General features: G+C 37.6%; 24 protein-coding genes and 1 riboswitch. Of the genes, 4 read left to right on the plus strand and 20 right to left on the minus strand.

Annotation, left to right across the window (positions count from 1 at the left end):
* Nucleotides 1-208 precede the first annotated feature (208 nt).
* The 10 genes from RBU59_RS14815 to RBU59_RS14860 all read right to left on the minus strand — a co-directional run bounded on the left by RBU59_RS14815 (nt 209) and on the right by RBU59_RS14860 (nt 13,225).
* Complete coding sequence (locus tag RBU59_RS14815; RefSeq protein WP_308143297.1) at nt 209-544, minus strand: hypothetical protein; 336 nt, start codon at nt 542-544, stop codon at nt 209-211.
* 260 nt (nt 545-804) lie between these two features.
* Nucleotides 805-888, minus strand: a riboswitch (cyclic di-GMP riboswitch).
* 150 nt (nt 889-1,038) lie between these two features.
* Entirely contained in the window at nt 1,039-2,916 is a 1,878-nt protein-coding gene (locus RBU59_RS14820) for a beta-N-acetylhexosaminidase (protein WP_308143298.1), read from the minus strand.
* A gap of 48 nt (nt 2,917-2,964) precedes the next feature.
* Nucleotides 2,965-3,816, minus strand: a complete 852-nt coding sequence (locus RBU59_RS14825; protein WP_308143299.1) for a Gfo/Idh/MocA family protein — start codon at nt 3,814-3,816, stop codon at nt 2,965-2,967.
* 221 nt (nt 3,817-4,037) lie between these two features.
* A complete protein-coding gene (locus RBU59_RS14830) occupies nt 4,038-6,530 on the minus strand; it encodes a glycoside hydrolase family 9 protein (RefSeq protein WP_308143300.1) in 2,493 nt (830 codons plus the stop codon).
* 11 nt (nt 6,531-6,541) lie between these two features.
* On the minus strand, nt 6,542-7,321 hold the full coding sequence (locus RBU59_RS14835; protein WP_308143301.1) for a ThuA domain-containing protein: 780 nt from the start codon (nt 7,319-7,321) through the stop codon (nt 6,542-6,544).
* Nucleotides 7,322-7,576: 255 nt separating this feature from the next.
* Nucleotides 7,577-8,302, minus strand: coding sequence for a 6-phosphogluconolactonase (locus RBU59_RS14840; RefSeq protein ID WP_308143302.1), 726 nt, complete (start codon nt 8,300-8,302; stop codon nt 7,577-7,579).
* 122 nt (nt 8,303-8,424) lie between these two features.
* Nucleotides 8,425-9,378 carry an ROK family protein gene (locus RBU59_RS14845; protein ID WP_308143303.1) on the minus strand — a complete coding sequence of 318 codons (954 nt, stop codon included), beginning with the start codon at nt 9,376-9,378 and terminating at the stop codon, nt 8,425-8,427.
* Between the two features lie 181 nt (nt 9,379-9,559).
* Entirely contained in the window at nt 9,560-11,200 is a 1,641-nt protein-coding gene (locus RBU59_RS14850; protein ID WP_308143304.1) for a DUF3502 domain-containing protein, read from the minus strand.
* A gap of 131 nt (nt 11,201-11,331) precedes the next feature.
* Nucleotides 11,332-12,237, minus strand: a complete 906-nt coding sequence (locus RBU59_RS14855; protein WP_308143305.1) for a carbohydrate ABC transporter permease — start codon at nt 12,235-12,237, stop codon at nt 11,332-11,334.
* A gap of 10 nt (nt 12,238-12,247) precedes the next feature.
* Nucleotides 12,248-13,225, minus strand: coding sequence for an ABC transporter permease (locus tag RBU59_RS14860; RefSeq protein WP_308143306.1), 978 nt, complete (start codon nt 13,223-13,225; stop codon nt 12,248-12,250).
* Nucleotides 13,226-13,541: 316 nt separating this feature from the next.
* Here RBU59_RS14860 and RBU59_RS14865 point away from each other — a divergent pair, with 316 nt between their 5' ends.
* Both RBU59_RS14865 and RBU59_RS14870 read left to right on the plus strand, forming a co-directional pair.
* Nucleotides 13,542-14,621: a LacI family DNA-binding transcriptional regulator gene (locus RBU59_RS14865; protein ID WP_308143307.1), complete on the plus strand. Its 1,080-nt coding sequence runs from the start codon at nt 13,542-13,544 to the stop codon at nt 14,619-14,621.
* 20 nt (nt 14,622-14,641) lie between these two features.
* On the plus strand, nt 14,642-14,842 hold the full coding sequence (locus tag RBU59_RS14870; protein ID WP_308143308.1) for a hypothetical protein: 201 nt from the start codon (nt 14,642-14,644) through the stop codon (nt 14,840-14,842).
* Between the two features lie 177 nt (nt 14,843-15,019).
* On the opposite strand, the gene RBU59_RS14875 is transcribed toward RBU59_RS14870, so the two are convergent.
* Nucleotides 15,020-15,550 carry a spore maturation protein gene (locus tag RBU59_RS14875; RefSeq protein WP_308143309.1) on the minus strand — a complete coding sequence of 177 codons (531 nt, stop codon included), beginning with the start codon at nt 15,548-15,550 and terminating at the stop codon, nt 15,020-15,022.
* A gap of 129 nt (nt 15,551-15,679) precedes the next feature.
* Nucleotides 15,680-16,264, minus strand: a complete 585-nt coding sequence (locus RBU59_RS14880; protein WP_308143310.1) for a nucleoside recognition domain-containing protein — start codon at nt 16,262-16,264, stop codon at nt 15,680-15,682.
* Nucleotides 16,265-16,491: 227 nt separating this feature from the next.
* Between RBU59_RS14880 and RBU59_RS14885 the strand changes: the two genes are divergently transcribed.
* On the plus strand, nt 16,492-16,749 hold the full coding sequence (locus RBU59_RS14885) for an AbrB/MazE/SpoVT family DNA-binding domain-containing protein (RefSeq protein WP_308143311.1): 258 nt from the start codon (nt 16,492-16,494) through the stop codon (nt 16,747-16,749).
* 55 nt (nt 16,750-16,804) lie between these two features.
* Here RBU59_RS14885 and rsmI read toward each other — a convergent pair whose 3' ends face one another.
* From rsmI to RBU59_RS14920, 7 genes are all read right to left on the minus strand, one after another.
* Nucleotides 16,805-17,653 carry a 16S rRNA (cytidine(1402)-2'-O)-methyltransferase gene (rsmI, locus tag RBU59_RS14890; RefSeq protein WP_308143312.1) on the minus strand — a complete coding sequence of 283 codons (849 nt, stop codon included), beginning with the start codon at nt 17,651-17,653 and terminating at the stop codon, nt 16,805-16,807.
* Nucleotides 17,654-17,680: 27 nt separating this feature from the next.
* A complete protein-coding gene (locus tag RBU59_RS14895; RefSeq protein ID WP_308143313.1) occupies nt 17,681-18,418 on the minus strand; it encodes a tRNA1(Val) (adenine(37)-N6)-methyltransferase in 738 nt (245 codons plus the stop codon).
* A gap of 206 nt (nt 18,419-18,624) precedes the next feature.
* A complete protein-coding gene (locus RBU59_RS14900; protein WP_308143314.1) occupies nt 18,625-19,533 on the minus strand; it encodes a PSP1 domain-containing protein in 909 nt (302 codons plus the stop codon).
* Nucleotides 19,526-20,527 (minus strand): DNA polymerase III subunit delta', encoded by a 1,002-nt coding sequence (gene holB / locus RBU59_RS14905; RefSeq protein ID WP_308143315.1) that lies wholly within the window; start codon nt 20,525-20,527, stop codon nt 19,526-19,528. The genes RBU59_RS14900 and holB overlap by 8 nt, the downstream gene beginning before the upstream one ends.
* Before the next feature lie 19 nt (nt 20,528-20,546).
* Nucleotides 20,547-20,987: a YaaR family protein gene (locus tag RBU59_RS14910; protein WP_308143316.1), complete on the minus strand. Its 441-nt coding sequence runs from the start codon at nt 20,985-20,987 to the stop codon at nt 20,547-20,549.
* A 139-nt stretch (nt 20,988-21,126) separates the two neighbouring features.
* Nucleotides 21,127-21,723: a guanylate kinase gene (locus RBU59_RS14915; protein ID WP_308143317.1), complete on the minus strand. Its 597-nt coding sequence runs from the start codon at nt 21,721-21,723 to the stop codon at nt 21,127-21,129.
* 22 nt (nt 21,724-21,745) lie between these two features.
* Nucleotides 21,746-23,284 (minus strand): aminotransferase class I/II-fold pyridoxal phosphate-dependent enzyme, encoded by a 1,539-nt coding sequence (locus RBU59_RS14920; protein ID WP_308143318.1) that lies wholly within the window; start codon nt 23,282-23,284, stop codon nt 21,746-21,748.
* A gap of 409 nt (nt 23,285-23,693) precedes the next feature.
* On the opposite strand from RBU59_RS14920, the gene RBU59_RS14925 reads away from it, so the two are divergent.
* Nucleotides 23,694-24,317: a flavodoxin family protein gene (locus tag RBU59_RS14925; RefSeq protein WP_308143319.1), complete on the plus strand. Its 624-nt coding sequence runs from the start codon at nt 23,694-23,696 to the stop codon at nt 24,315-24,317.
* Between the two features lie 283 nt (nt 24,318-24,600).
* Here the strand turns inward: RBU59_RS14925 and RBU59_RS14930 are convergent, their stop codons facing one another.
* A complete protein-coding gene (locus tag RBU59_RS14930) occupies nt 24,601-25,596 on the minus strand; it encodes an SPL family radical SAM protein (RefSeq protein WP_308143320.1) in 996 nt (331 codons plus the stop codon).
* Nucleotides 25,597-25,986 lie beyond the last annotated feature (390 nt).

The following is a 25,986-nucleotide window of genomic DNA, read 5'->3' on the forward strand; positions in this document are numbered from 1 at the left end:
AATTTGGCTTATATTAAAGATAAAACTTTACATAATTTAAGTTATTATGGTAATTATTATAAATTATTGGAAATTTTTATGTTTTATTATAAGCCATATACTATTTAATGTCAATGAATACATGTAATAATATTACAAGCTTTCCTCATATCTTTGGATGTCAAATTCCCATGCACCTCTGTGTATATAAGGCGCATGGGAATTCTATTTATCTGTTATAAAAATCCTTAGGTTCCTTGGTTACTTTAATACCGCTTACTTCTGCCTGAATCTGGTTTTCTTCTGCAAAAGTATTAATAAATTCTTTCATTTTATCTTTATATTTTTCCAGAAAGTACACAGCGGCTTCTTCTTTTACACTTTCGGGCAGGGTATTCAGCGCCGTTTTAGCAATGGAGCCAGGAAGTTTATCTAAACCGTCTAAAATCTGTATGAGTTTACCCGAGTCCTCTCTTTCTGATAATCGATCTATTATTACCGGAATAATCGTATCTGCGATTTCACCATAGTTAATCTTATCAAATAAAACTTCTATCTTAATCATAAAAATCTCCTTTCCAGCAATCAAAACAAATATTTACAATCAGCTAAATAAAATCCCCTGCTATATTGTATTAGTCTACCTTAATTAATGTTATTAACATTTGTCAGTCTGAAAAGAGTTTTAAAAAATAAATGAGCCCCTATATTAATTATACCTTTGATTATACTGCCGAATTCGAAAATAATTTTCCACATTGTTACTTTGAATTTTTGTCAATCCAACTTGATATTGCTCCTTAATGGGGTTCTTACATGAAAAATTAATAAAATTGCCGGTTGCACTACTTGCTATATATACTCCAAGTGCCCAGATACAGAATATATCATTGCGCATCAATTTTACATTTTTCATAACATCAAATTGGGACTGGCTGTTTTATTCAGTTCAGTCTTTTTGACATATTATCTTTTATATGGTTGGCAAAAGACCAAATTATATTACCATATTATGACATATTATTCAATAGTGTGTTATCTATTTGTGGATAAGAATTTTCAACTGTCAACTTTTGTATTATCCTGTCTTAGATCTCTTAAATAATCAGCATACCAGAATACTACTTCACCAATCCGGTAAAGCTCGGATTCCCTGCTGAGACTTCGCCATAAGTTCTTATATTCATGGTACCAGTATTCCAAACTGGCGGCTAATTCCCTTGCCTCCATTCCGTCATTGTCATCTGTTCTTTTCGCTCCCAGAGCAGCAAAAGCCCCTGCTTTATTCCATAACTTAATCCCCTCCGCCGCAATAATATAAGCCTTATATAAATATCGCTTTTCCTGTTTTGCCTCAGACAGAATCTGATAGAATTTAACTAAATTTTTTTCTATTGATTCATTGGAGCTCATTACCTTTTCCCAGGTAATATCTTCTAACACCGGAGCCCATAAAGTTCCATTCAAACGATTTTGCTTTCGTTCCTTAAAACATACTATTTCATACCAGGATGCAACGGCACCGGTACTGATATCAGATACAATTTTCATGAACTGGTCGTTTAAGTCACCATATTCGATTCTGGAAATTTGGCGGTTTATATCCTCAAAATCCAGAATTTCCTTATTCCAGGAAAATGCTGCCCCATAAATCATACCGGCTGTTGAAAATTCCGGATGATTTATATGACCGTAATCGCCCCAGTCCGTATTTAATATTCCGACCGTTTTATATTTATACGCATAAGTGCACATTCTGCTGATATTATCATAAGCATCCCTCATACGGTTAATGAGTTGATTCCAGCCGGATACTCCCGGACATACATATTGTACTGCTCCTGCCTTTGCCAGGTCTTTTGTCTCTTTTTCCCCCTGATCCGGTGCATATCCCCAATTAAGGCAAATCGTCTCTTTGGGAAGTTTCTTAATATATTCCGGCATTCCGCAGATAATATCACCCCAGAACATAGGTCTTTTCCCTTTTGAGATAATATAATCACATATTTTTTTAACAAAATTAATGTACATATCATTTACACCGATTCTGTCAGCCAATTCCTTGCTTCTTCCTTTACCCAGGTCAAAGGTTTCATCCGCACACAAATTAAAATACCCGGAAGAAAATAAAGGCATGTATTCATCCAGCATTTTAGCCACAAATTCAAAACTTTCCTCCTTTGATATATCCAATGTATGGTGTGCCATCCGTTCATAAAAAGAAAAGGGCATTTTCTCCGCATCGGGGATTTCACAAAGGCCAGTGTAGGATCTGGTACTAAGTACCTTATAAAGATGACCAAAACTTGCTATTGACGGAATCAGGTCGATATGCAGGTTCCTGCAGTAAAGATCAAATTCCAGGATATCCTCTGCAGTCAGCGGCGTATCATCGCGCCAGACTTCACTGAAGTCCTTGAACAAAAAACTATGCTCAACATATAGTTGAAGCTGATTTATTTTATAATACGCCAATTTATCCGCAAGTTCCTTAAGTGCTTCCATGGTTGGGATTCTCCCCCTGGTTGCATCGTGGTAAAACCCCCTGTTTGGCATATCCGGCCGATCTTCTATGGTGAGGCAAGGAAGTACTGCTCCTTTATTTTCAAGAATCTGTCTGATGGTTTGTATTCCATACAGAATTCCTGCATTACTTCCGCCAATAAGATTAATACCATCTATTGTAATCACAAGATGATATTCCTCCTTTTGCAGATAATGATTATTGCTGATGTAAATACAACTGCTTTCTCGTTCCCCTTTCGTGATAGAAAGCTCAAATCCAAGTTTGTTCTGCACGTCACGCTTTAATAACTTAGCATAGTCCATAATCTGCAGGTCACACTCTTGACTAATTATAATTCTGCAATTGTACTTAAGTATGAAACTATCCTCTTTATCTACTATCATTTTATTTGGTGCAGGTATCAGATACATGGCATTCCTCCTTGTATTAATTAATCTCCTGTCAGATATTTGCATATTTTATACTTCTATCCATACTCCGGGGGTTATTACTGCTTCCCTTCCCGCCTGCTGCATTGCCATAATCTCCATGGTATCCTCCCTGGTAACAGGTGCCTTTTTATCCTGGAAGAAATGCAGCAATTTATTCATAAAATTCATATAATACTCTTCTACTGCAATATCTTTACAGCCTTCTGTCCCGGCAGAGGCAAAGATACGGAAAGGCAGCTTCTTTCCCTGAGTAAAGGTACACGTTCTGCCGTTATCATATTGATATAAAATATGTACGGTATCTCCTCCGGCAAATGCCTGGCAGCGTTTTGCTCCGATTCCCATTAATACCTCCAGCATTTCATATTGATGGATAGAGTAATTAACCATATCCCCAGGGCCGGTAGAACCGCAGAAATCAACGGGTTCCGGCTGCTGTCTTTTATAGGTTAATAATTCCATACAAAACCGCTGTGCAGAACAGGTAAATACAGGTGTATAATACTGTTTTGCTAAGTCAAACATTCTGGCTGCCGCTTCCATCGTCGGCGCAAATGTTTTATCGCAGTAAACAGGTTTTCCGCTTTTTAAAGCTTTCTCCGCCAGTTCTTCATGAGGCAGGCAGTCATCGGCACACATTACCATTATGGCATCTACTGATTCAATTAATTCTTCATAAGTGATACAACAAATACACTCATACTGTTCGCACCAGGCTTTGGTTGTCAACCCATACTCATCCGGGGTATCCATTTGGGCATAAACATGTGTAACCCTGGCATCTATGCCATATAACTCAGCTGCCAGCTGTATATATTCCGGATAATGGTTCGTATGCCAATTATCCAGATAACGGTCTACAAATCCAATTCTAATCATTGTATTATTCTCCTTTCAAAATTCAAGCTTTATTAGGATGATGCCGGGGTCAAAAGCCCTTTAAATATAGATATTATGAATACCGTGTATATATATTCCATTTGGCGTCGACCGGCCGAAAACACTGCATATATTTTGTCAAGACTCTGGCCAAAAATCATGCCAGCAGGTTTGATATTCGAGCCGTTTAGAGGCTTGTAAAAAATATAGTGTTTCACGCTTTATAGACAATCTGCCCTATAGATGGCAGAAAGTGTCCAGAGCCATCTGCAGGCGGAAGAAGTCCATACTTCTTTATACGTCGCATTGTTGTTATGAGGCCAATATGGAATATCTTCATCTGCATTGGTCTGGATTCCAACCGGTATTTCTCCGGTCATTTCTCCCGGCATTACCGCATATTGCTGTACATACCTGCCACCCTCCCCATATATTAAAGATTGGTGAAACGGATTTTTACCGCTGATCCAATACAGCTGCTCTTTTGCAATCTGTAATAATTCCTCATCTTTAAAATAACCGCCGACTGCTGCAGATGCCATTCCCATAGCCAGATGGATTGCCGTATTTCCCCTGAAAGAAAACCATACGGGAAAATTCTTAATATAATATCCATCTTCTAAAGGTGTGCCCTGTTTAAGCTGTTTTCTATAATGCTCCTTTTGCTCTTCATAATCCACTAACAGGTGCAGTATCTGAAATGATTCTTTATCGTTAATCTCTCCCTCATGATAAATACCAGCCGGCAGCATTTTATACGGACTTGCATAATTCATTAATTTTTTCAGGTAATCACCATATAAAGCCAGGGCATTTTCCCATTTGGTTTTCTCCTCATGGTCTGGCTGGGTTTTACATAAGCGCTCAAATGCCTGTACAAACATGTATTCTCTGGACTGATGGCTATAATGAACAATAATTTTTTTCTCTTCGTCCCGGTAAAAAAATCCTTTAAAGCCATTCGCCTTGCCCTGGGTCTCCTGGCAATTTAAAAGACAGGCCCCATACTCCGCCGCCGTGTCAGCGTATAAGTGCTCTTTCGTTTGCTCATATAAAACAGAAGCGGTCCAGGTGATTAATGCATAGTATTGGGATTTGGAGGAAGAATATGTATGCTCCCACATAATAGGCAGTTCCATGCCCACTGTTTTAAAACGTTCCATACCAAATGCATAATCCTCTTTGGCAATCTGCAGACATTTCCAAGCCAATTCCTCATCCGAATCCTTTAAAATACCTGCCGCAATCCCGCAGATACCGCTGCAGAGCAGATTTTCAAAGGCATGGTTATGGAAACGGACCTTTTCATCATCTTCATCCCCTAGGATACCGTTGGTCCATCTGACGATCCCGGCACTGGTAGCACGGTATCCGTCACCGAACCTGCTGGCGATTATAAACTCCAACCCCCATAAAGCTTCCTCAATTAATCTCTCATACAAAAGCTTTGATAAATTCATATGGTTTTCATTGTTTTTGTCAGCATCGATTCCCTGGTTCCTTTTAAATTCGGTTTCAGCTTCTCGGTTTCTTTCAGATTTATGAGCGGCATTTCTGTCTTTTTTAAGTTTTACGGCTTCCGCCATTTCCAATAAGGCCTGGGTAACCTCAGCCGTATGTATCAGCTGCTGGGACATATCCCCGGCATCATGCCAGCCTCCGCAAAAAGATATTATTTTATCCCCGTATTTTGCCGTTACGTCCCTGTGGCATAGCCCATGTCTTTCAGGTACCGGAAAACCACATCGTTCGCAAAACAGGAAGTTTAGAATTTTCCATACTGCTTCTTCATAAACTTCTTCCTTAACATCAAAAGGTTTGGTTTTAAAATCTCCAACCTGTATATAATAAGTGCCTTCTGCAGATAACGGGGAAAAATCTAGAATTCCATATTCCTCATTACTAAATATTCTCTTTATCACTTTGCCCTTATAGACTGTTATCCCTGTATTATTACCTATAATCTGAAACTCATCCGCAGATAAACCAGTGACAGCCGTCTTATCACCTCTTGCGAAATACCCTGAAGTGGAATATGCTATTCCATCCAGACAGCTAAGCCATCCTTTATCCGGCTCGTGTTTTTCCGTTTTCTCCAAATTGACATCTTTGACCAGATAGCGTACTTCATCACCGGTTGAAGTGTCTTTTCCGAAAAGGCCGCAGGAGAAATCCAGTTCCGTTATCTTATCTCTGGCCATACTGCCAAATTCCCAGATACAACGGTTCCACTCGTGGTTTATTAAATTTACTACATGGTTTCCTTCCCTGTAGTACTCATCCGGTACTTTAATCCGACCTTCATTTTTTATACCAAGATTCATATTTACTATTCTAGAACCCTGGCATTCCGGTTTAATATAGAATGTAAGGCAGTTAAAGTTCTCCCAATTCTCATCTTGTATGTTTAGTCTGGCATGAACCGTACCATAAAATGCACAGTCTCCGTCAGGGCTCATAGCCTCCGGCCAACAATAGGTCACAGTATTTCCCTGCAGACATAAAACTTTACTTCCAGCCTCATCACGATAACAGCTGATACCGCCTTCCCCCTCATGAACCGGTACACTCTTGGTATCTTTGCCAAATATTTCTTTCCTTAATAATACCTTTCGTTGCTCCCATTCTTTCTCCAAAGACCCCTCTTCATAAAGCGGCAATGGCCTATGTAAAAAGGCAGAATTGATTAAGTCCCTTTGAAACTGTTCTCTCATTCTAAAACCTCCTAGACGTTTTGGGTAACCTCTACCCTGCCGGTAACCGCCCATTCACAGCTTCTTAACAGCAGCGTTTTAAATTGCGGCGGTTCCATGGCAATTGTGGTATCTTCCATTAAGCCATGTCCGGTATAATATTCCCAGACATGTCCTAAAATAAAGTTTACGGTATTTCCTTTTCCGTATTTCCCTATTGTTAAAACCGGTTCATCTCTTCCTGTACCGTGAAGTCCCCATCTGGATACTACATCCGGATCGGAATAAGCCGTTGCCAGAACTTTCACGGGCACATTCCACGGATTAGTTAATAAGCAGAACAGTTCTTCCTTGGTACGAAAAGGTGTTACTCCCTTTGTAATGGGATGTTTTATTTCTGAATCAGCATCATTCATGGATACATCAAAATAGTTAAAATCACCATGGTTTGCAATATCTCTCCATAAAAGGCCAATCATTTTTTCAATTTCCGGATTGTTTTCAAAACAAGGATGAAGCCCATGATAGAATAAAACACCTTTACCCTCTCTTACAGCCTCAGCCAGATTATCTTCCGTTTCTTTCTTCTTCCAATACTCATCAGAGCAAAGGAAGAAAAATAAATCCGCATTTAAAACTTTAGTACGGTCTAACATATAATCTTCTATAGAAAGCTTTGCATCCGGGTATGTACCGGCTACTTCTACATTAAAAATACCAGTTTCCGTTAACCACCTGCTGACTATGGTACAGATCCGGTTTACATCATGTCCCATTGGGCTGACCAATAAGACAACACGATATTTATCCATCTTAACACCCATTGCGTAGCACATCTGTTTACAGATGTGTTACTGCCACAAATAAAAAGTGTGCTTTAGAATCAATTTGTGGCATTCCTTTCAGTTATTATATTTTTCTAATGACTAGCATGTCTTGGCGAGGCTTTTCACACTACACCCATGCTTTTTGAGCATAAATCTCGATGAATGGCTCGTATGTCTTACGCGGAACTATTCACAATACGCCACCTAAAACTCGTCTGCATGTTTGACTAATTCTTTATATTATAACATTGATGCCGCATCTGCATCCAGCAATACTTCACAATTAGGATGAAGCTGCAATACCGAAGCCGGAATATCCGTTGTCACCGGTCCTTTCAGCGCTTTCTTAATTATTTCCGCTTTATGTTTACCCTTTGCTATTAATACAACTTTTTTCATATTCATAATACTTTTGATTCCTAAGGTTAAACCGCCTAATGGATAATTATCATCTACTCCGGTTTCTTTTCTTACCCTTGCTTCAAAAATCGGATCCATGGGTGATACCCAGGTTGTGCTATGAAAAGGCGTCCCCGGCTGATTGATTCCGATATGACCGTTCCAGCCAATTCCAAGCATCTGCAAATCCACGCCGCCGGCCTTTTCTAAGGATTCATCGAAATTCCTGCATTCCAGCTCAAAATCATCGCTAAAAGTTGGCGGCATTATAAAATGTTCCTCCGGTATATTTAAATTATCACAAATCTGCGTTTTTATCATAGAAAAGCAGCTTCCAGCGTAAGTCCTCGGTAAATTTGTCAATTCATCTACATTGAAAATCCTTACCTCCTCAGTAAGAAAAGGATTTGCCTTATATATATCACTTACAATTTTATGCATGTTTTTGGTTGTCTCACCTGTTGACAATCCAATTACGGAATTCGGTTTTGATAACATCTGACCAATAATAGTCCAGGCTGCCCTTTGGTCAAATTTCTGTTCATTTTTCGTTATGGTTATCTTCATATTAACACCATTGCATAACACATCTGCAGACAGAGGTGCTATTACCACATTATAAATGTGAAGAATCTACATGTGGCACCCTTTCTATTCTTTTTCTTTTCATTTAATACCATGATCTAATGTCAGCTATGTAATTCCCTGTATATCTCAATTCCCTGTGCACCTGCACCTATTAATCCTACTAATCCGGGATTAAAGCTGGATTGAATTACACCGTTTCTAACCCCTCTCATAGTAGAGGCATTAAATTTTTCACAAATCTTAGGCAAAAGCCAACCATCACTCAAAACTCCACCTCCTAATATAATGGTATCCGGGTCAGTGGTACGTACCAGATTCATAATTAAATTACTTATATTTAGAATAGCTTGTTCCGTTAACTTTTTACAAAGCCCGTCACCCTCATCCGCTAAATGAAAAATCTCTGAAATATTTGCTTTATCACCTGTATTCAGTTTGCCAAGTTTAGTAGGATACTGATCATATAAGCAAAAAACCTGATTGGTAAATCCGGAACCGGATGCAATACTCTCCACACAGCCGTGCCTTCCGCAGATACATAATTCTTCTCTTGTTATATCTACTACACAATGCCCTACTTCTCCGCTGTTATTGTTGGCACCTCTTAATATTTTCCCTTCTACCACAAATCCAGCAGAAATACCTGTACCAATATTAAGATATATAAAATTATCGCTGTATTTACCCTGTCCGAACATCATCTCAGCTTTTGTGGCACACTTAACGTCGTTATCCACAGCAACCGGTACACCTAATAGTTCCGATATATTGGAAGCTAAAGGGATAGGGGTGTTTTCAACATGATCTATGGATTTCCATATACCATTTTCATAATCTACCACACCTACGACTCCTGCTCCTGCTGCTTTTGGTGTTCCAAGAAAGCCGACCTGATCTTTATAGTCAGTAAGACAGGAAAGTATGTAATCTGCTGCTTCCGTATGTTTTTTAATCCCTGTATCATACCGTTTACTTTGCAGTATCTTACCGTCTTCATCTATTTCACCGATCAGCAGTTTTGTACCGCCAAAGTCACATCCTATGAATGTATCCATTATTTCCTCCAAATTTTAAATACTAAAGTAATTGGAAAACAAGATTATTAAATAGCTATCCAATTGCCTATTTTAAAAAAGGGCTGCCTTATCCGTTTACCTGGTAAACACTGTTCCTGACAACCCTTTTATATTTTTGGCAAAAGCCAAGAAAAACTTAACTTAATTATTTGCCTGTCCTTTATTGTTGCGTGCTGCTATTGTATTCCTGCATCTGGCGCTCGACCTCTTCTATATAGGAATCCATTCCGGCATTGGTAAGAGCATCTCGGTATTGTTTTACTGCATCTTCCGGATCGCCGGCCTTACCAAACTGAATGGCCGGCAGCCAGGTGGTTCCTGCTTCATTAATTGCAGTAACCTGTGAATTGACTGCTGAGGTATCTACAATAAAGGAACCCCAAGGATACATTTTAGTCCATGGTTTAATTTTAGCATTTACTGCATCAATCTGTTCTTTAAAAGGATTGTATTCCGGAATTTCGAGCGCATCATTTCTGGTGCTCCACATATCCCAAAAATATTCATCCTTGTCTTTATTATACCCCTCCGGTTTTTCACGGAACCCGTCTTTATTTACAACATATTGCTGTCCCTCAATACCATATTGGGTAAGATGATAAATATCTTTATCATACTGGAATAAGTCGTACATCATTAAAGCTCTCTCCGGATTTTTTGCATTTGCCGTAATGGAGCAGGCATCCTGAGTCATTACATCCGAAATGCAATAACCTCTCTTTTCATCAAAGAAAAATGCATCAAGTTCTGCATCCGGATTTTCCTTATCCAGATCCTGGAACAGTGGATAATAATTAGATACATTCATACTGTAGATACCGGATTTGCCGGAAAGAAAAGCTGTTTTTGTATCAACTGTTGCAGACATAACATCTTGAGGCCAGAAACCTGCGTCGCCCCATTCTTTCATTTTCTTAGCAAAATCTAAAAATTTATCATCAAATACAGGAGATGCCAGCTTCCAGCATTCCTCGTAACTTTTGTTTACTACAGGCGCCGCCATACCTACGCAGCCCGGTCCCTCAACATAATCCGTGTTCTGACGCATCCACATGGAATATAATTCGTTGGAAGATGCACTACCGCCTACATTATATGGTACTACACCTGGTTTATTTGCTAAAATACCTTTGCAGTATTGTTCCAGAGTATCCATGGAATCCACTTTTTCTATCCCGAATTCTTTTGCCCAGTCTTTACGGTATGCAAATATGGGGGTGGATAACTGCCATTTTCTATGCTCAGGAAGAGCTACAATTTTACCTTTATAGGTACATCCATCCCACTCTTCTTTCTTGGTATCCGCCCATAACTGAGGCGCATAATAAGGAATCATTTCCGTCATATCCATAAAAGCGTCTTTCTGAGCATTATCCCATAAATTAAGCCAGGTAGAAGATGTGAAAATCAAATCGATATCACTGCCTGAAACTAGTTCCATCTGGTATTTCGTTTCATAGTTGTTCCATTCAATCCATTGAATATCTAATTCTGCATTTAAACGTTCTTTAAATATTTTATTTAATTCTGCAAGAACATTTTTATCGGCACCACTTTTTGGCGGATCTCCTAAAACAAGCATTTTTACAGTAACAAATTTAGAGGTGTCAATTTTACCGTCAACAACAGGGGTATTACCGCTGGGACCTTTATAGCTATTGCTTTTAGAATCTCCGCTTTGTGCTGACTGGGTACCGTCTGTTTCATTAGAATTTGTTTCTTTTGATTTGCTGCAGCCGGCTAAAGAAAGACTTAGCATTACCACAAGCACTACCATAGAAATAAGCCTTTTCATTTTCATATCACTTCTCCTTTTATTTTGATCTGGTTAGGTAATTGAGAAACTACATAATTTACTGGTTATGGCATAAAATTTAATACATGTTTTAAGCTCCCGTCACGTTCAGTCTCAGATTCAGTTCTGAAATATTATCAACCTTTAACGGCTCCTACGGTAATCCCCTGAATAAAATATTTCTGGACCATAGGATAAGCTAAAATTACCGGACCGGTTGCCAGTACCGCGGTTGCCATTTTAACCGTTTCAAGAGGCAGATCCTGCATTTGTATATTTTGACCGGCCATGGAATTTTTTAAGTACTCTGCCTGGTTGATTAAATTATATAAAAGCAGCTGTAAGGGGCGAAATTTAACACTATTGTCTAAAAACAGCATAGCATTATACCATTCATTCCAATACCCAAGTCCGATAAATAACCCAATGGTAGCAAGGGCCGGCTTCGACATAGGAAGAATTACCTTCATAAAAGTTACAAAGGGGGAAGCCCCGTCTATATTGGCTGCCTCACTTACGGAATGTGGAATACTGTTTTTAATAAAGTTTTTAATCATGATAATATTCCAGGCACTGATTAAGGACGGCAGTAATACTGCCAAATAATTGTTCTTTAACATCAGATATCTGGTCATTAATAAATAAAACGGAACCAGCCCGCCTGAAAATAAAGTTGTAAAAAACAAAAATAAAGATATCATATTTCTTCTCTGAAAATCAGGTCTTTGTAAAGCATATCCAGTCATAGCTGTAACAAACAGACCAAGACTTGTTCCAACCACAGTCAATAATATGGTTACGATATAGGAACCGACGATTTCATTGCTACCTTTTAAAATTACATCATAAGCAAATGTGGTGAAATTTCTTGGAATCAGACTATAGCCCTCTAATACTAATGTTTTCTCATTCTCAAAAGATGCCGACACCATTATCAGGAAAGGCAGTAAACAGGCTAATGCTAAGATGCCAATGAATATGTAACCAATCACACGTATGATACGCCCTGATAAATCTTCCTTTTTCTTATTTTTCTTATACATAAGCCTTCTCCTAAAATAGTGCATAATCTGGTTCGATTTTTTTAACAATTGCGTTCGTAGTGAGTACTAATATAAATCCGAATACGGATTGTACAAAGGATACTGCAGCTGCCGTACTGAATTGGAAGTTACTGGTCATTGCGCGGAAGATATAGGTTTCCAAAACATCGGTAGAATTTTGTAATATAACATTGCTTTTTCCTACCAGGTTATAGGTCAGATCAAAATTACCGTGTAAAATTCCGCCGATGGATAATAATACTAAGATAATTACAGTCGGTTTCAGACTTGGAAGCGTAATATAACGTATTCTTTGAATCGTACTGGCCCCATCTACCTGTGCAGCTTCTAAAATCTCGTGGTCCATACCGGTTAATGCAGCAAAATAAACAATTGATCCATATCCGGCACCTTTCCATAAATTTACTAAGACCAAAATAAGCGGCCACGCGGAAGGCATAGAATATACCGATACATTTTCTTTTCCGAATCTGGTCAGGATTTCACCAAATATACCATTCGTACTGTTAAAAATCGCAAAGCTGAATAAACCTACTAAGACATAAGAAATAAAGTTCGGTAAAATCAAAAATGACTGGGAGAATTTACGGAATTTTTTACTCCTGATTTCATTTAACAAGATCGCTATAGCGATCTGTACTACATTACTGGTAATTAAAAATGCCAGATTATAGAGTACTGTATTACGAATAAGTAAACCCAGTTTACCTGACATAGTAATAAATTTAAGATTATCCAGTCCTACAAAAGAACTTCCAAAAATCCCCTTCGCATAGTTAAAATTAGTAAATGCTACATATATTCCCGGCATCGGCAGATATGCAAAAATCAGGAAATATAGGATTGTTGGTATACACATGATTAAAAACGCCCTGTCTTTTCTCATAGAAACTTTCCAGCTGCTGAATTTACCTTTCGGCAAAAACTTTATTTGCCCAGCTGAGTTTTTATTTGTCGCTTTAATCAAATAATCACCCCTTTGCTTTATTTTGAAAACGTTTTCACTTCTTCAATATATCATACAGTTATTTTATTGTCAATACATTGTAAAATTGATTTATAATTTTAATATTATTTTGTTTTTATTGTGCATTATATTTAATTATTTTATTTTTATTTTTTATAATTATCAAAATAAGAAAACCTTTTCATATTCTATTGCATTTTTTTACAAATCATGTTATATTAATTAAGCTAGCTGTTCTGCTGCTTATCGTATCAATAGCAAAAATTATTAAAGGTATAAGAAATCCATATAACCATTATGAAAGGAAACATGTTTTATGTCTGAAAAAGAACATATTACCATAACACAGATAGCAAAGGAATCTAATGTATCAATTTCCACCGTATCCAGAGTATTAAACGGGAATGCTCCGGTATCGCCGGATAAGCGTAAACGAGTGGAAGAGATCATTCAGAAATATAATTTTACACCTAACGCACTTGCGAGAGGTCTTATATCCAAGCAGACAAAAACTTTAGGTGTCATATTACCCGATATTTCAAATCCTTATTTTTCATCCATGTTTCTGGAAATTGAACGTTACGCACTGGAATCCGGTTATACCCTTTTGCTCTGTAATACATTATTCGGCGGTTCTTCCCATGGCATCCGCAATACGAAAGAAGAGTCCTATTACTTCCAGATGTTAATTGATAAACAGGTGGATGGGGTTCTGATTATAGGCGGCCAGGTAGACTTAACTACTGTAGACAATTCTTATAAATTGGCTCTTAAGAGGCTGGCTGAGCAGCTACCGGTTGTGGTTATCGGTCAGGAAATAGAAGATGTCGACTGCATTTTTATACAGGCTGAGACCGGTCAAGGCGTGGTTACTGCCCTGAATTATCTTTATATGCTGGGGCACAGAAAAATAGCTTTTGTAGGCGGCCAACCAAATGTTACGATTACGGAGATCCGTATCAATGCCTATCGGAATGCCTTGAAAGCTTTAGGTCTCCCTGTGGATGAACAGCTTATATCTCTGTCTGATTATTACTCGGAAGACGGATATAATGCAATGAATACCCTTATAAGCCGTAATGCCTCTTTTACCGCATTTCTCGCCATTAATGATAATGTAGCTCTTGGAGCAGAACGTGCTTTATATGACCAGGCTTTAAAAGTACCGGATGATATTGCTGTAATCAGTTGTGATTTATTCCTTACCGGCGAGTATCATATACCCAGACTCACCAGTATTAATCAGCATCATGACCTCCTGGGCCGTCTTGTGATAACTACTCTTATCAATTCCATAAAAGGTATTGGCAAACCGCCTAAGTTTTCTTTTACCCCTGAGTTAGTCATCCGTGAGAGCTGCGGGAGTCACCTTGGTATTAGAACTAATCTATTATAAAAAGAAAAAGGAGTACTATTATGAATCGAACCGAATATTACGAGACCCTGGAACAGATTTACGAAGACCTTGAAAATGCCAACGGCAATTTTCAAAATTCCTTTCCCACGTCTGGAAAAGAACTGACAGATCTAAAAAAATATGCAGCTGTTTCCCTTATGGTAACAGACCGATACTATACCAATTTATCCAAGCTGCAGCATGAAAGAAAGAAATTATAAATGACCTTTTAACATAAAGCAGGGCTGTTGTAAATTTTTAAGTTATTAGACTGATATACTTACCGCAAATGACTTAATATTATACAACACCCCTGCTTTTTTACGTATAAAATCATATATTAACTCAGTACTTTTGATGTAATTAAAGCCTGCGACATACTTTTATTTATTAGATATCTACCTGAATATCAGATTTGTAAGTATGAGACTGGCTATAATACCAATTATACTGGTAAACAACGCGCCTGCCAGAGTATATCTGGTTTTCTTAACTTTAGCTGTCATAAAGTATACGCTCATGGTATAAAAAACTGTTTCTGTACAGCTCATAATAATAGAAGAAAGCCTTCCAAGGTAAGAATCCGGACCGTATTCCTTGAAAATATCAAGCAACAGGCTGGTTGCCGCCGAGGAAGAAAACAGTTTTACCGTAACTAACGGTACAAGTTCCGATGGGAATTTAAGAAAATTTGTAAGCGGCTTCATAATATCTGCTAATATATCAAGGGTACCGGAAGCCCTTAGTATTCCAATAGCCACCATTAACCCGATCAGGGTAGGCATTATATTAAACACTACCTTAAAGCCGTCTTCCGCTCCTTTCGTAAATTCATGAAATACCGGAGCTTTCATAAGTAATCCAAATCCAACAATATAAAAAATAACAAACGGTATGATATAATCCGAGATATAAAGTAAAAATTTCATGTTTACACCACTGCATATCGCAGGCCGGCCTGCGATACTGCCACAAATAAAGAAGAGTGAAAGAATCATCTTGTGGCAGCCTTTCTTTATTCTATATTTTCTTTCACTCTTACCTCTCATTCTGCCAACTTATTTCGACTTACTTAATTTTCTGGCTGCAACAGAAAAAATAATGCCGGCGATGGTAGATATGGTTGTAGCAACCAGTGCCGAACCTAAAATTTCCGTAGGGCTGATAGACCCATATTGGCTTCGGTAAGCAATTATATTAACAGGTATTAACTGAAGGGAGGATATATTTATTATGAGAAAGGTACACATGTCGCAACTGGCTGTTTCGCCGTTTTTATTTAGTTTCTGTAGTTCTCCCATTGCTTTTAACCCCATGGGAGTAGCTGCCCACCCCAGTCCTAATATATTTGCAATCATATTGGAAGCTATGTATTCATTGGCCGGATTGTCCCTGGGGATATCCGGAAATAATAAGCGCAGTATGGGATTTAAGGCTTTCGTTAAGGCATCCATGATCCCCGTAGCTTTTGCTACCTGCATAATACCAGTCCACAAAGACATAATTCCTAACATGGTAATGCATAATGTTATGGCTTCTTTGGCAGAATTAATGGAAGCCGTGCTTACATCATCAATTTTCCCATTTAAAACACCTACGATAATTCCTATTACAATCATGAAACCCCATAAATAATTTAACATAAGTAAGTCCTTTAACAAGTTTCTTATTAATTACTATATTCTGACTTAATAAAATACATTACAACTAAGTAAATCAAATCGACCCACCGCTATTTTTTTTACTTTTTAATACTCTTTTTACAATATTTCCTATAAAATACTAAATAATTGCTAAAATATCATAATTAATTTATTGACTTATCAATTCGTGTATGCTATTTTATTAAAGTATTGTAGGAGGTACATATATGAAAAGCACAGGAATAGTAAGAAAATTGGATGAATTGGGAAGAATCACTCTCCCTATTGAGCTAAGAAGGACTTTAGGCGTAAGCGAAAGAGATCCTCTTGAAATTTTTGTTGATGAGGATAGAATCATATTAAAAAAATATGAACCTACCGATATCTTCAACGGTTCAAAAGATAATCTTTATGATTATTGCGGTAAGAAGATTTCGAAAGAATCTATCTTAGAACTTGCTAAGTTAGCAGGCATTACTGAATAAAATAAGCTCAAGGAAAGAGCCTGTCCAAAAGGACAGGCTCTTTAACATTCCGCTTTTATTCTTTATTATCCAGAAGCATCTGATATATCTCCCTTTTAGGTACTCCTCTGTCAACGGATACAGCTTTCATGGCTTCCTTTTTATCCATACCTTTATCTAAATAAATATCCATGTGTTCCTGTATTGATAAAGCCATCCATTTATCCTGCCCTTCTTTTTCGATATCTTTCTGCAATTTTCCTTCTATAAGAATGACACATTCTCCTTTGGGTTCCTGTTCGCTATAGTATAGAGTCGCTTCTGATAAAGTTGTTTGGAACGCAGTTTCATATCTCTTAGTCAGTTCCCTGACTAAAGTCATTCTTCTTTCACCCAGAGCTTCCAGCAATTCCTTTAAAGTCTTAACCAACCGGTGTGGTGCTTCATATAATATTATGGTTCTGGTCTCATTTTGTAATTCCTTTAAAACCAGCTGCTTTTCTTTTTTATCCGTGGGAAGAAAAGCTTCAAAAGCAAACCGTCTGGTTGATAAACCGGATAGGGTAAGCGCCGTAATACAGGCACACGGTCCGGGAAGCGAGGTGACCTCAATTCCGGCCTCATATGCCATCTTAACCAGTTCCTCTCCGGGGTCGGATATACCAGGTGTCCCTGCATCGGTTATAAGTGCTATATTTAAACCTGACCTTAACTGTTCAACTAGATACTTCCCTTTTTCTATTTTGTTAAACTCATGATAACTGGTCATAGGAGTATTTATCTCAAAATGATTTAATAGCTTAATACTGTGCCTGGTATCCTCTGCTGCAATCAGATCAACTTCCTGTAAAGTTCGTACAACACGAAAGGTTATATCCTCCAGGTTACCAATGGGAGTGGCGCACAAAAATAATTTCCCTTCCATTTGACTATGCCTCGTTTCTTAAATTAATTAATATCCATAAATATCGTAAATTTCATCTGTATATACATTCTGTTCTTTATATACAATCAAGGGTGCCTCCACTTTAATCATGGAACCGCCGCCCTTAACGCATTCTATCAGTACCATGTTGGGTTCCTTATGAACAAAGGGATGCACCAGTTTCATTCGTTTCGGTTCCAGCTTATAAGCGGATAAGGTGTTAATAATCTCCACCAGCCGAAAAGGACGGTGTACCATATAAAAGCGCCCTCCAGGCCTTAATACTTTCCCGGCCTCCCTTACCACATCTTCTAATGTACATAATAATTCATGTCTGGCGATGGCTTTTGGCAAATTCGGATTGGTAATACCATGATTGTCGTTCATATAAGGAGGGTTACTGGTTACTACATCAAAGGAGGCTAAACCAAATATCCTGGATGCCTCCTTTATATCACCTGTAATAATATCTATTTTGGTATTAAGCTGATTTATAGCTACACTTCTTCTTGCCATATCCGCACTTTCTTCCTGAATTTCCAGTCCGATAAAATGCTTTCCTTCCGTTTTGGCCTCCAGCAGAATGGGAATAATACCGGTTCCGGTTCCTAAATCCAATGCTGTTTCATTCTGCTTTACTTTAGCAAAACCGGATAATAAAACAGCATCCATTCCAAAGCAAAACTTATTCATATTCTGAATAATCTTATAACCATTTCTATGAAGTTCATCAATTCTTTCATCTGCTTTCAGATTATCATTCACATTCACACTTCCAATCATGATGACGCAACGCGGCATCTTAACTAATCTTTTAAAAATATGCAAGGAGTACTCTTTGTACTTTTATATATAATAGGGCTGTTCTCAACTTTTTGTTTCTATTACTTAAAAGTTGCATCTTTTCAACCAAAATAAGTAATATAAACTTGAAATTGCAACAGCCCTTACTAATTATAACCTGTTTTTTATTATTCATCATCCAGATGGGATTTTACTTCTTTCATTTCAAGCATTTCCAATGCCCTTAATTCTTCATCTATCGCAATCTTTTCTTTCCGTTTTCTCGGTTTGAATTTTAAGTCAGTGGTTTTATATTCTCTTACTTCCTTTTCATCGTTTTCCAGGGTAACGATAACCTTAACTAACTGCTTTAATACCGTAACGCTTAGTACTTCACCTTTTAATCCATCGCTTGTAGTTACAAAGTCTCCTACATTGGGCAAGGTACTGTTTAGCTCTTCATATGCTTCTTCTTCATTCTTAAGACAACACATTAAACGTCCGCATACACCGGAGATTTTGGTAGGATTCAAAGAGAGATTCTGTTCTTTTGCCATCTTAATAGAAACGGGTGCAAACTCTGACAGATGTGTGTGACAGCATAACGCTCTTCCGCAGATACCAATCCCACCGACTACCTTAGTTTCGTCCCTTACTCCGATCTGCCGCAGTTCAATACGGGTTTTAAAAACAGATGCCAGGTCTTTTACCAATTCCCTGAAATCAATTCTTCCGTCTGCCGTAAAATAAAACAAGACTTTATTATTATCAAAGGTATATTCCGAATCAATTAATTTCATCTCAAGCCCGTGTTTCTGGATCTTTTCCAGACAGATAGCAAAGGCTTCTTTTTCTTTCATTTTATTCTTACTCTCTATTTCATCATCCTCAGGTGTAGCTGTCCGTATAACCGGTTTTAAAGGCTGAATAATTCTGCTTTCTTCCACATCCCTTGGGCCGATTACAACTCGTCCGTACTCCACCCCTCTTGCTGTTTCAACGATGACATTATCGCCTTGATTTATTTCATAACCGGCAGGGTCAAAGAAATATATCTTACCTGCCCTTCGAAATCTTACTCCAATTACATTAATCATTACTGTTCTCCTTTATAGTAAATAACATTAATTCTATCGCTATATCAAAATTAACATTTGCATTTAATCGTATTTTCGCTTTTTCAATGGCATTTATGATTTTCTCAATTCCTTCATAACTTTTTAAATTAGCCTGTTTCGTTATATCTAAATATTCCTCTTTATATGTTAACAGATTCAGGTTCCTGGTCACTTTATACATTAATACATCCCGATACCAAAGAATCATTAAATCCAGGTAGTCATTTATATTGCTCTTTTTCTCTGAAATCCTTTTCAAGCCATCAATAATTTCATATAGTTCCATGTCATCTATATATTTTAAAAGATGAAGAACATCCTTTTTTATTTCAACAAATTCATCGGAAGAAGCGTATTTAACAGCTTTACCTACATTACCCTGTGCAAATACGGCGCTTAATTCTGCCTGATAATCCGGAATTTTATATTCTTCCATTAGTAATTTCTTAATTAATTCCTTATCAGCCGCCTTACATTTCAGGGTCACACATCTGGATAAAATGGTGGGCAGCAACGCATTTAAATTGTTAGTAAGTAATAGTATAACCGCATAAGCTGGCGGTTCTTCTATCGTTTTAAGCAGAGCATTCTGTGCCGCTTCCGTCAGCTTTTCTGCTTCGTCTATGATATATATTTTATAAGGGCTGCTATATGGCTTTATCTGAATATCATTATTAACCTGAATTCTGATATCATCAACGCCAATGCTGGCCTTTTCGTGTGTTACTCTTATTATATCCGGATGATTATTTGATGCAGCCTGGATACAGGACTTGCATTTGCCGCAGGTTTCTGATTTATCTTTCCTGTCTTCACACTGCAGACTCGCAGCAAAAGCGCTAGCCAGCAGATTCTTACCCGAACCGTCTTCTCCGACGAAAATATAAGCGTGGGATACTTTCCCTGACTTAATTGCATCCTTCAAATGCTGTATTATCTGCTCATGTCCAACAATATGATTAAAATCTAACATTAACAGCACCTCACTTCCATTACGCAATAAGATCTAACAGCATACCTCTTATTTCATCTATTTTGTTTAATATGGAAATATTATCTTTCTCCTCCTTTATAAGTTCCATGGCTAATTCGTCCAGGTTCTGGTCAATGAGTTTAATCATTCCGTATACACGGTGACGGCCTCTTCGATCCAGGAAGTTTTCCCTGCTGAATTTGTGAGAGCGGTTTACGATTTCATTCATGAAATTTTTGATTAACTGACGATACCGTCTCATATCCCGAACATCCATATGTTTGGACAGACGTTTTCCCTGCTGGGTAATGTCTTCCATCATAAGGTTCAGCCGTGCCTGTAATTCCTGTTCCTCAATATTACTGATAAGGGTAAATTTAAAAGAACCGTCTGCTTCCGGCAGGGGCGCTTTCTGTTCCGCTTGATTTACAATAGGTGTCTGGTTTACCTTAATATCCATAGGAGTCACCGCCTCACTTTTATTATGTGTTTATGATCTTGTTGCTCCGATCGGAATTTACAAGCAAGCTTGCAATTCCTCACTACGCTTTCATTATATCATAGATTAATTATAATAAATAGAAAAATTTTATGGGTGTTTATTCATCCGCACAGCCCTGTTTTATGTCCTTTATTATTTCATTAAGACAAATATCTATATCCTTATTTTCGTAACGTTTTGTGATATTTAATTTTTTTAAATTCTCCTCTGAGAAGTCCTCCTCATCAGCTAAATACCGCCGGCACAGTTCTGCATACTTTGGGTTTTCCTGGCTTTGTTCCCTATGTAATGCCCTTTCTAAACGTAAACCGTCTTCTACTTGGATATAGACAGGTACTACATATTTCTCACCATAAAAGTTTCTTATCTGTTCAAAGGTCTCCAAAGTACCGATCATTATATAATTGGAGTGGCACAGGTCAATCTGCCCGTCGTCGGCTGTAAAGTAGTTCCAGATTCCATGCATGGTATGATAGGCTCTGTGTTCTATCACTTTATTGTTTTGTTTTAGCTCCATCAGTTTCTCTTCCGTAACGAAGTAGTATTCCACTCCTTCCGTCTCACCGTTTCGAATAGGACGGGTTGTATAACCTACTACGGATTTTAGACCCAGTGCTGCATTTTCTTTGAGTTTTTTAAAAATACTATCTTTTCCGGTAGCACTTTTCCCCATAACAATAAATAATTTGGACATATTATAGTTCTCCTCCCGCAGCTTAAGTTTCGTTTTTAATAACTTTTATACACTTTCCGGTATCCTCCAACCCCTGAATCGATAGCCCGCTCTCTTGATAACCGATTATTTTTAAATAAATATCTTTGCTGATTTTCTCGCCGGGCACAAGTAAGGGTATCCCCGGGGGATAAAGGTTAATATATTCTGCTGTAATTCTTCCGATGCTGTCTGATAAAAGAATAACTTCACGGGGTCTGTTATATGCATCATTGGAGGACATTACCCTTTGTGGGTATACATGGTTATCTGCATAATCACCAACTTGTTTGTTATCTGATTTTTCTATGGTATTCTTTTGTAACATCAGATCTTTTTCATTTCTGCTGTTGTTTCCTGATTCGTCTTCATTTTCTTTCTTGTCAGAATTCTTATTATCCTGCAAACGACATTCTTTATATTGGTTATCTATTTCTAATAATGCATCTCCCAGCCGTTTAAAACCCTCACGGGTATCTCCGATACTAGTCATACCAAGAATATAATCTTTAGATACCATTTCCATTTGTATATGGTATTGCTTTAATAGACAGGTATATAAATCAATGCCGTTTTTCTCCAGACCTTTTACTGAAATAACGATTTTAGATGGATCAAAGGCAAAATATCCGTTACTTTTAACCCTGTCACCGGTTAGTATTCTTAAATACTTTAACCCTTCCATTCGATTATAAAATAAAGTAAGCTGATTATAGTATTCTTCAAACAGTTCCTCTCCCTTTTCTTTAAGCAGCGTTATGCACTGTTCAATTCCTGCCATTAACAGATAGGAGGGGCTGGAACTCTGATAGATCGCAAGATATCTTTTTATTTCTTCTACATCTGCCAGATTACCGTTAACATGGATTAATGCAGACTGAGTAAGAGCAGGTAATGTTTTATGAATGCTGTGGATGACTATGTCAGCCCCCAGTCCCACGGAACCTTTCGGAAATCCGGGGTGGAAACCCAAATGAGCTCCATGTGCTTCGTCTACCATAAGAGGCACACCGTATTTATGAGTTATATCTGCTATGGATTTTATATCCGATAGAATTCCCTCATAAGTAGGTGACGTTAAAACCACCAGCTTGATATCCGGATGTTTTATCAACATCTCTTCGACTTTTTCAGGAAAAATTCCACCGCTGATGCCAAATTGGGGTTCTGTCTGTGGATAAATATAAACCGGTTCCAATTCATTTAAATAAATCCCATGATATACTGACTTATGGGAATTTCTCGCCACCAAAATCTTATCTCCCTTTTTGGTACAGGCAGATATTCCGGTTAAAATTCCTGCTGTACTGCCGCCTACCAGATATCCTGTAAAATGAGATTTATAAAGGTCTGCTGCCCGTTCCATGCCCTGTAAGAGAACTTCCTCTGCATGGTGCAGGTTATCAAAACCGTCAATCTCCGTAATATCGATGGAATATGGATTAACCATGGTAAGAAGATCCTTATTCCGCTTATGTCCGGGCATATGCATGGGATAATAATCAGATACCCTGTATTTTAGCAATTTATCATATAAATTCATATGCCAAAAACTTACCTTTCTATATTATTCGGTACTTTTTTTGGTTTTATTAACCAATTTACTCTCCCTTTAAACACTATTTTTATTTTACATGGTACGGCTTGTTTATTCAATCTTTTATTTGATATGATCCTGTCCCCACTTACCTTTTCTATAGTATGGCACTAAATAGTAACTTCTTTCTTTTTTTGCATAAATGATTTATACTGTTAATAAAATTAATAACTTGGGATGCTTTTTTATATACCGTTAAATGAGTGGGAGTAATGACAGCTCTGTCTTATATAAATTGCATCCGGTTTTGGAGCAACGGTTGACTTAACCAGGTTTCGTCCTAAAAAACTTTATACCGGGTATGCCGTACAAGATTTTATGTATGCGGATTTCAAACATCAGAATGGAGGATAATATGAAAGTATTACTTATTAATGGAAGCCCTAAAATTCACGGATGTACTTATACTGCACTAGAGGAAATTGTGAAAGAATTAGAAAAAGAAGCTATCGAAACGGAAATTTTTCATATCGGAAATAAACCTATAAGAGGTTGTATGGCTTGCGGCGGTTGTTATGACGGTTCCGGTAAATGTATTTACAATGACGACACCGTAAATATAGCATTAGAAAAAGCAAAAGAAGCAGATGGTTTTATCTTTGGTTCACCGGTTCACTATGCCGCTGCATCAGGACAGATAACTTCCTTTTTAGATCGTTTTTTTTATGCGGGAGACGGTTACCAGTACAAACCCGGTGCAGTTATTGTCAGCTGCCGCCGCGCAGGTTCCACTGCCGCTTTCGAACAATTGAACAAGTACTTAACAATTTCTAGTATGCCTGTGGTTTCTTCCCAATACTGGAATATGGTTCACGGCAATACTCCGGATGAGGTTAAAAAAGATTTAGAGGGTATGCAGACCATGAGAACAATCGGTAAAAATATGTCCTGGCTGTTAAAATGCATACAGGCCGGAAAAGAAGCCGGAATCGCTCTGCCTGAAAGAGAAACAAGAGTGGCTACAAATTTTATTCGTTAATTTATAATACATATTTGTGCGCTCTCTGCAATAAAGGGCTTTGAACACCTTTACGCTGGCGTGATACTGAATTTAGTTCAATGAGTAACTGTATGAAGTCATTGGTACATCAGGTCTGTAGTTTAGGTCCTGATGTACCGCTACGTACTTCATCCAAGCGAGAATGCGTTACAAATGAACTATATTCTGTATCCCATGGTCAGAAATAAAATTGTGCAAATTGATGATCCATAATCTAAAATTGACCTTTTAACACTCGAATCCTATTTATATATTAATTTTCCTAGCTAAAATACAATATTTTATCTTTTCCAAATCTTTTGTCAATCTCGTTTAGAAGCCAGGCTTCTCCTTCCTCCCTGACTTCTGCCTTATAGCAATATTTTCCCATACCCCTGCCTTTCATACGTTCTTTATCATATAATTCCATAGCATCCGGAAAGGCTTCATTATTTATCTTTCTATGAATAAAACTATATGTCATAAAAATAATCTCAATAAACATCTGCTTCTGTATTTTCTCAGATAACTCGTCTTTTAGTTGATCTAACATTTCCAGATAAAGCTCTTTCCAATTATCTAACATTATAACAGGTGCAATCAGTATACCTACTTTATAATCGGCCTCCCCCATTTTATTAATGGCTTGTATACGGTGTTTTAAGGACGCGGTGCCTACTTCAGCATTGCTTATAATATATTGGGGATTCACCGACATTCGAAAAATTACCCGACCCTGATGGGAAAGAGGAAGAAGAGGCTCTACCATATTGAATTTTGTGGGAAAAGTTAATTTTCCTTTTTTATTTTTTAAAAAGTTTTCAATTGTCCACGGAAGATTTCCGGTAATGGTATTCTCCAGAACAAGATCACTGTTACTTCCGATTTCAAAGGTAAGTTCCTTTTCGCTTTTATTGGAGAAACGGATTAACCTGTCCATCATCTGCTCCCGGTTTACAAAAAGCCTCAGATAGGAGCATTTATTATAGTTACATACCAGATAGCAATACAGGCACATTGCGGTGCATCCTGAGGAGGTATACGGCACCAGATAATCCGATACTTTATAATTTTCAGTATATTTATGTGTCTTACGTATGCCTATAATCAGCAGTTGTTTCATTTTGGCAAATTCCGCATTTTCTTTTTTTCTTAGTTCTTCAATATTGTTGTGATTTTCGATTGGATTCCACTCTATCTCTTTAAATTGTTCCTTAAGCTGCTTACCGAGGGTATAATTTAAAACCTCGGGTTCAAAATATATTTTATCCGGCCGCATATTATTACCTCTTTTACAATTATATTTCACTAATTTCCTATAAAATGACACAGCCTATTGGTGCTGTATATAATTAATAGGCAGTATAACTGAATCGCTCCATCCTTATAATGCATTAAAACTTCTATAAATATGTGCCGGACTTAACAAGATTTATAGATTTTATCTATTCATTTTTTTCAGCTGTTTGAAATTTCTCTTATGTAAGTTAGGTATAAAAATAAAGCCGGTCTAATATCCGGACGGTAACAGTACTTATGCTCCGTCCGGATAACTACCCGGTTTTATTGTTTGCTTTAATATTGCTTACGAATCGTGATGATTACTACTCACGTTTCCGTTGGTTTTTGCTAATTTGGCAGTTTAATCAATGTTTTCCGATTGCGCACC

This window comes from Anaerocolumna sp. MB42-C2 (assembly GCF_030913705.1).
Taxonomy (GTDB): domain Bacteria; phylum Bacillota; class Clostridia; order Lachnospirales; family Lachnospiraceae; genus Anaerocolumna.

What these genes read in the sequence shown, in the direction of transcription:
- RBU59_RS14815 (WP_308143297.1), bottom strand. Translation starts at nt 544, where the DNA reads ATGATTAAGATAGAAGTTTTATTTGATAAGATTAACTATGGTGAAATC.
- RBU59_RS14820 (WP_308143298.1), bottom strand. Translation starts at nt 2,916, where the DNA reads ATGTATCTGATACCTGCACCAAATAAAATGATAGTAGATAAAGAGGAT.
- RBU59_RS14825 (WP_308143299.1), bottom strand. Translation starts at nt 3,816, where the DNA reads ATGATTAGAATTGGATTTGTAGACCGTTATCTGGATAATTGGCATACG.
- RBU59_RS14830 (WP_308143300.1), bottom strand. Translation starts at nt 6,530, where the DNA reads ATGAGAGAACAGTTTCAAAGGGACTTAATCAATTCTGCCTTTTTACAT.
- RBU59_RS14835 (WP_308143301.1), bottom strand. Translation starts at nt 7,321, where the DNA reads ATGGATAAATATCGTGTTGTCTTATTGGTCAGCCCAATGGGACATGAT.
- RBU59_RS14840 (WP_308143302.1), bottom strand. Translation starts at nt 8,302, where the DNA reads ATGAAGATAACCATAACGAAAAATGAACAGAAATTTGACCAAAGGGCA.
- RBU59_RS14845 (WP_308143303.1), bottom strand. Translation starts at nt 9,378, where the DNA reads ATGGATACATTCATAGGATGTGACTTTGGCGGTACAAAACTGCTGATC.
- RBU59_RS14850 (WP_308143304.1), bottom strand. Translation starts at nt 11,200, where the DNA reads ATGAAAATGAAAAGGCTTATTTCTATGGTAGTGCTTGTGGTAATGCTA.
- RBU59_RS14855 (WP_308143305.1), bottom strand. Translation starts at nt 12,237, where the DNA reads ATGTATAAGAAAAATAAGAAAAAGGAAGATTTATCAGGGCGTATCATA.
- RBU59_RS14865 (WP_308143307.1), top strand. Translation starts at nt 13,542, where the DNA reads ATGTCTGAAAAAGAACATATTACCATAACACAGATAGCAAAGGAATCT.
- RBU59_RS14870 (WP_308143308.1), top strand. Translation starts at nt 14,642, where the DNA reads ATGAATCGAACCGAATATTACGAGACCCTGGAACAGATTTACGAAGAC.
- RBU59_RS14875 (WP_308143309.1), bottom strand. Translation starts at nt 15,550, where the DNA reads ATGAAATTTTTACTTTATATCTCGGATTATATCATACCGTTTGTTATT.
- RBU59_RS14880 (WP_308143310.1), bottom strand. Translation starts at nt 16,264, where the DNA reads ATGTTAAATTATTTATGGGGTTTCATGATTGTAATAGGAATTATCGTA.
- RBU59_RS14885 (WP_308143311.1), top strand. Translation starts at nt 16,492, where the DNA reads ATGAAAAGCACAGGAATAGTAAGAAAATTGGATGAATTGGGAAGAATC.
- rsmI (WP_308143312.1), bottom strand. Translation starts at nt 17,653, where the DNA reads ATGGAAGGGAAATTATTTTTGTGCGCCACTCCCATTGGTAACCTGGAG.
- RBU59_RS14900 (WP_308143314.1), bottom strand. Translation starts at nt 19,533, where the DNA reads ATGATTAATGTAATTGGAGTAAGATTTCGAAGGGCAGGTAAGATATAT.
- holB (WP_308143315.1), bottom strand. Translation starts at nt 20,527, where the DNA reads ATGTTAGATTTTAATCATATTGTTGGACATGAGCAGATAATACAGCAT.
- RBU59_RS14910 (WP_308143316.1), bottom strand. Translation starts at nt 20,987, where the DNA reads ATGGATATTAAGGTAAACCAGACACCTATTGTAAATCAAGCGGAACAG.
- RBU59_RS14915 (WP_308143317.1), bottom strand. Translation starts at nt 21,723, where the DNA reads ATGTCCAAATTATTTATTGTTATGGGGAAAAGTGCTACCGGAAAAGAT.
- RBU59_RS14920 (WP_308143318.1), bottom strand. Translation starts at nt 23,284, where the DNA reads ATGAATTTATATGATAAATTGCTAAAATACAGGGTATCTGATTATTAT.
- RBU59_RS14925 (WP_308143319.1), top strand. Translation starts at nt 23,694, where the DNA reads ATGAAAGTATTACTTATTAATGGAAGCCCTAAAATTCACGGATGTACT.
- RBU59_RS14930 (WP_308143320.1), bottom strand. Translation starts at nt 25,596, where the DNA reads ATGCGGCCGGATAAAATATATTTTGAACCCGAGGTTTTAAATTATACC.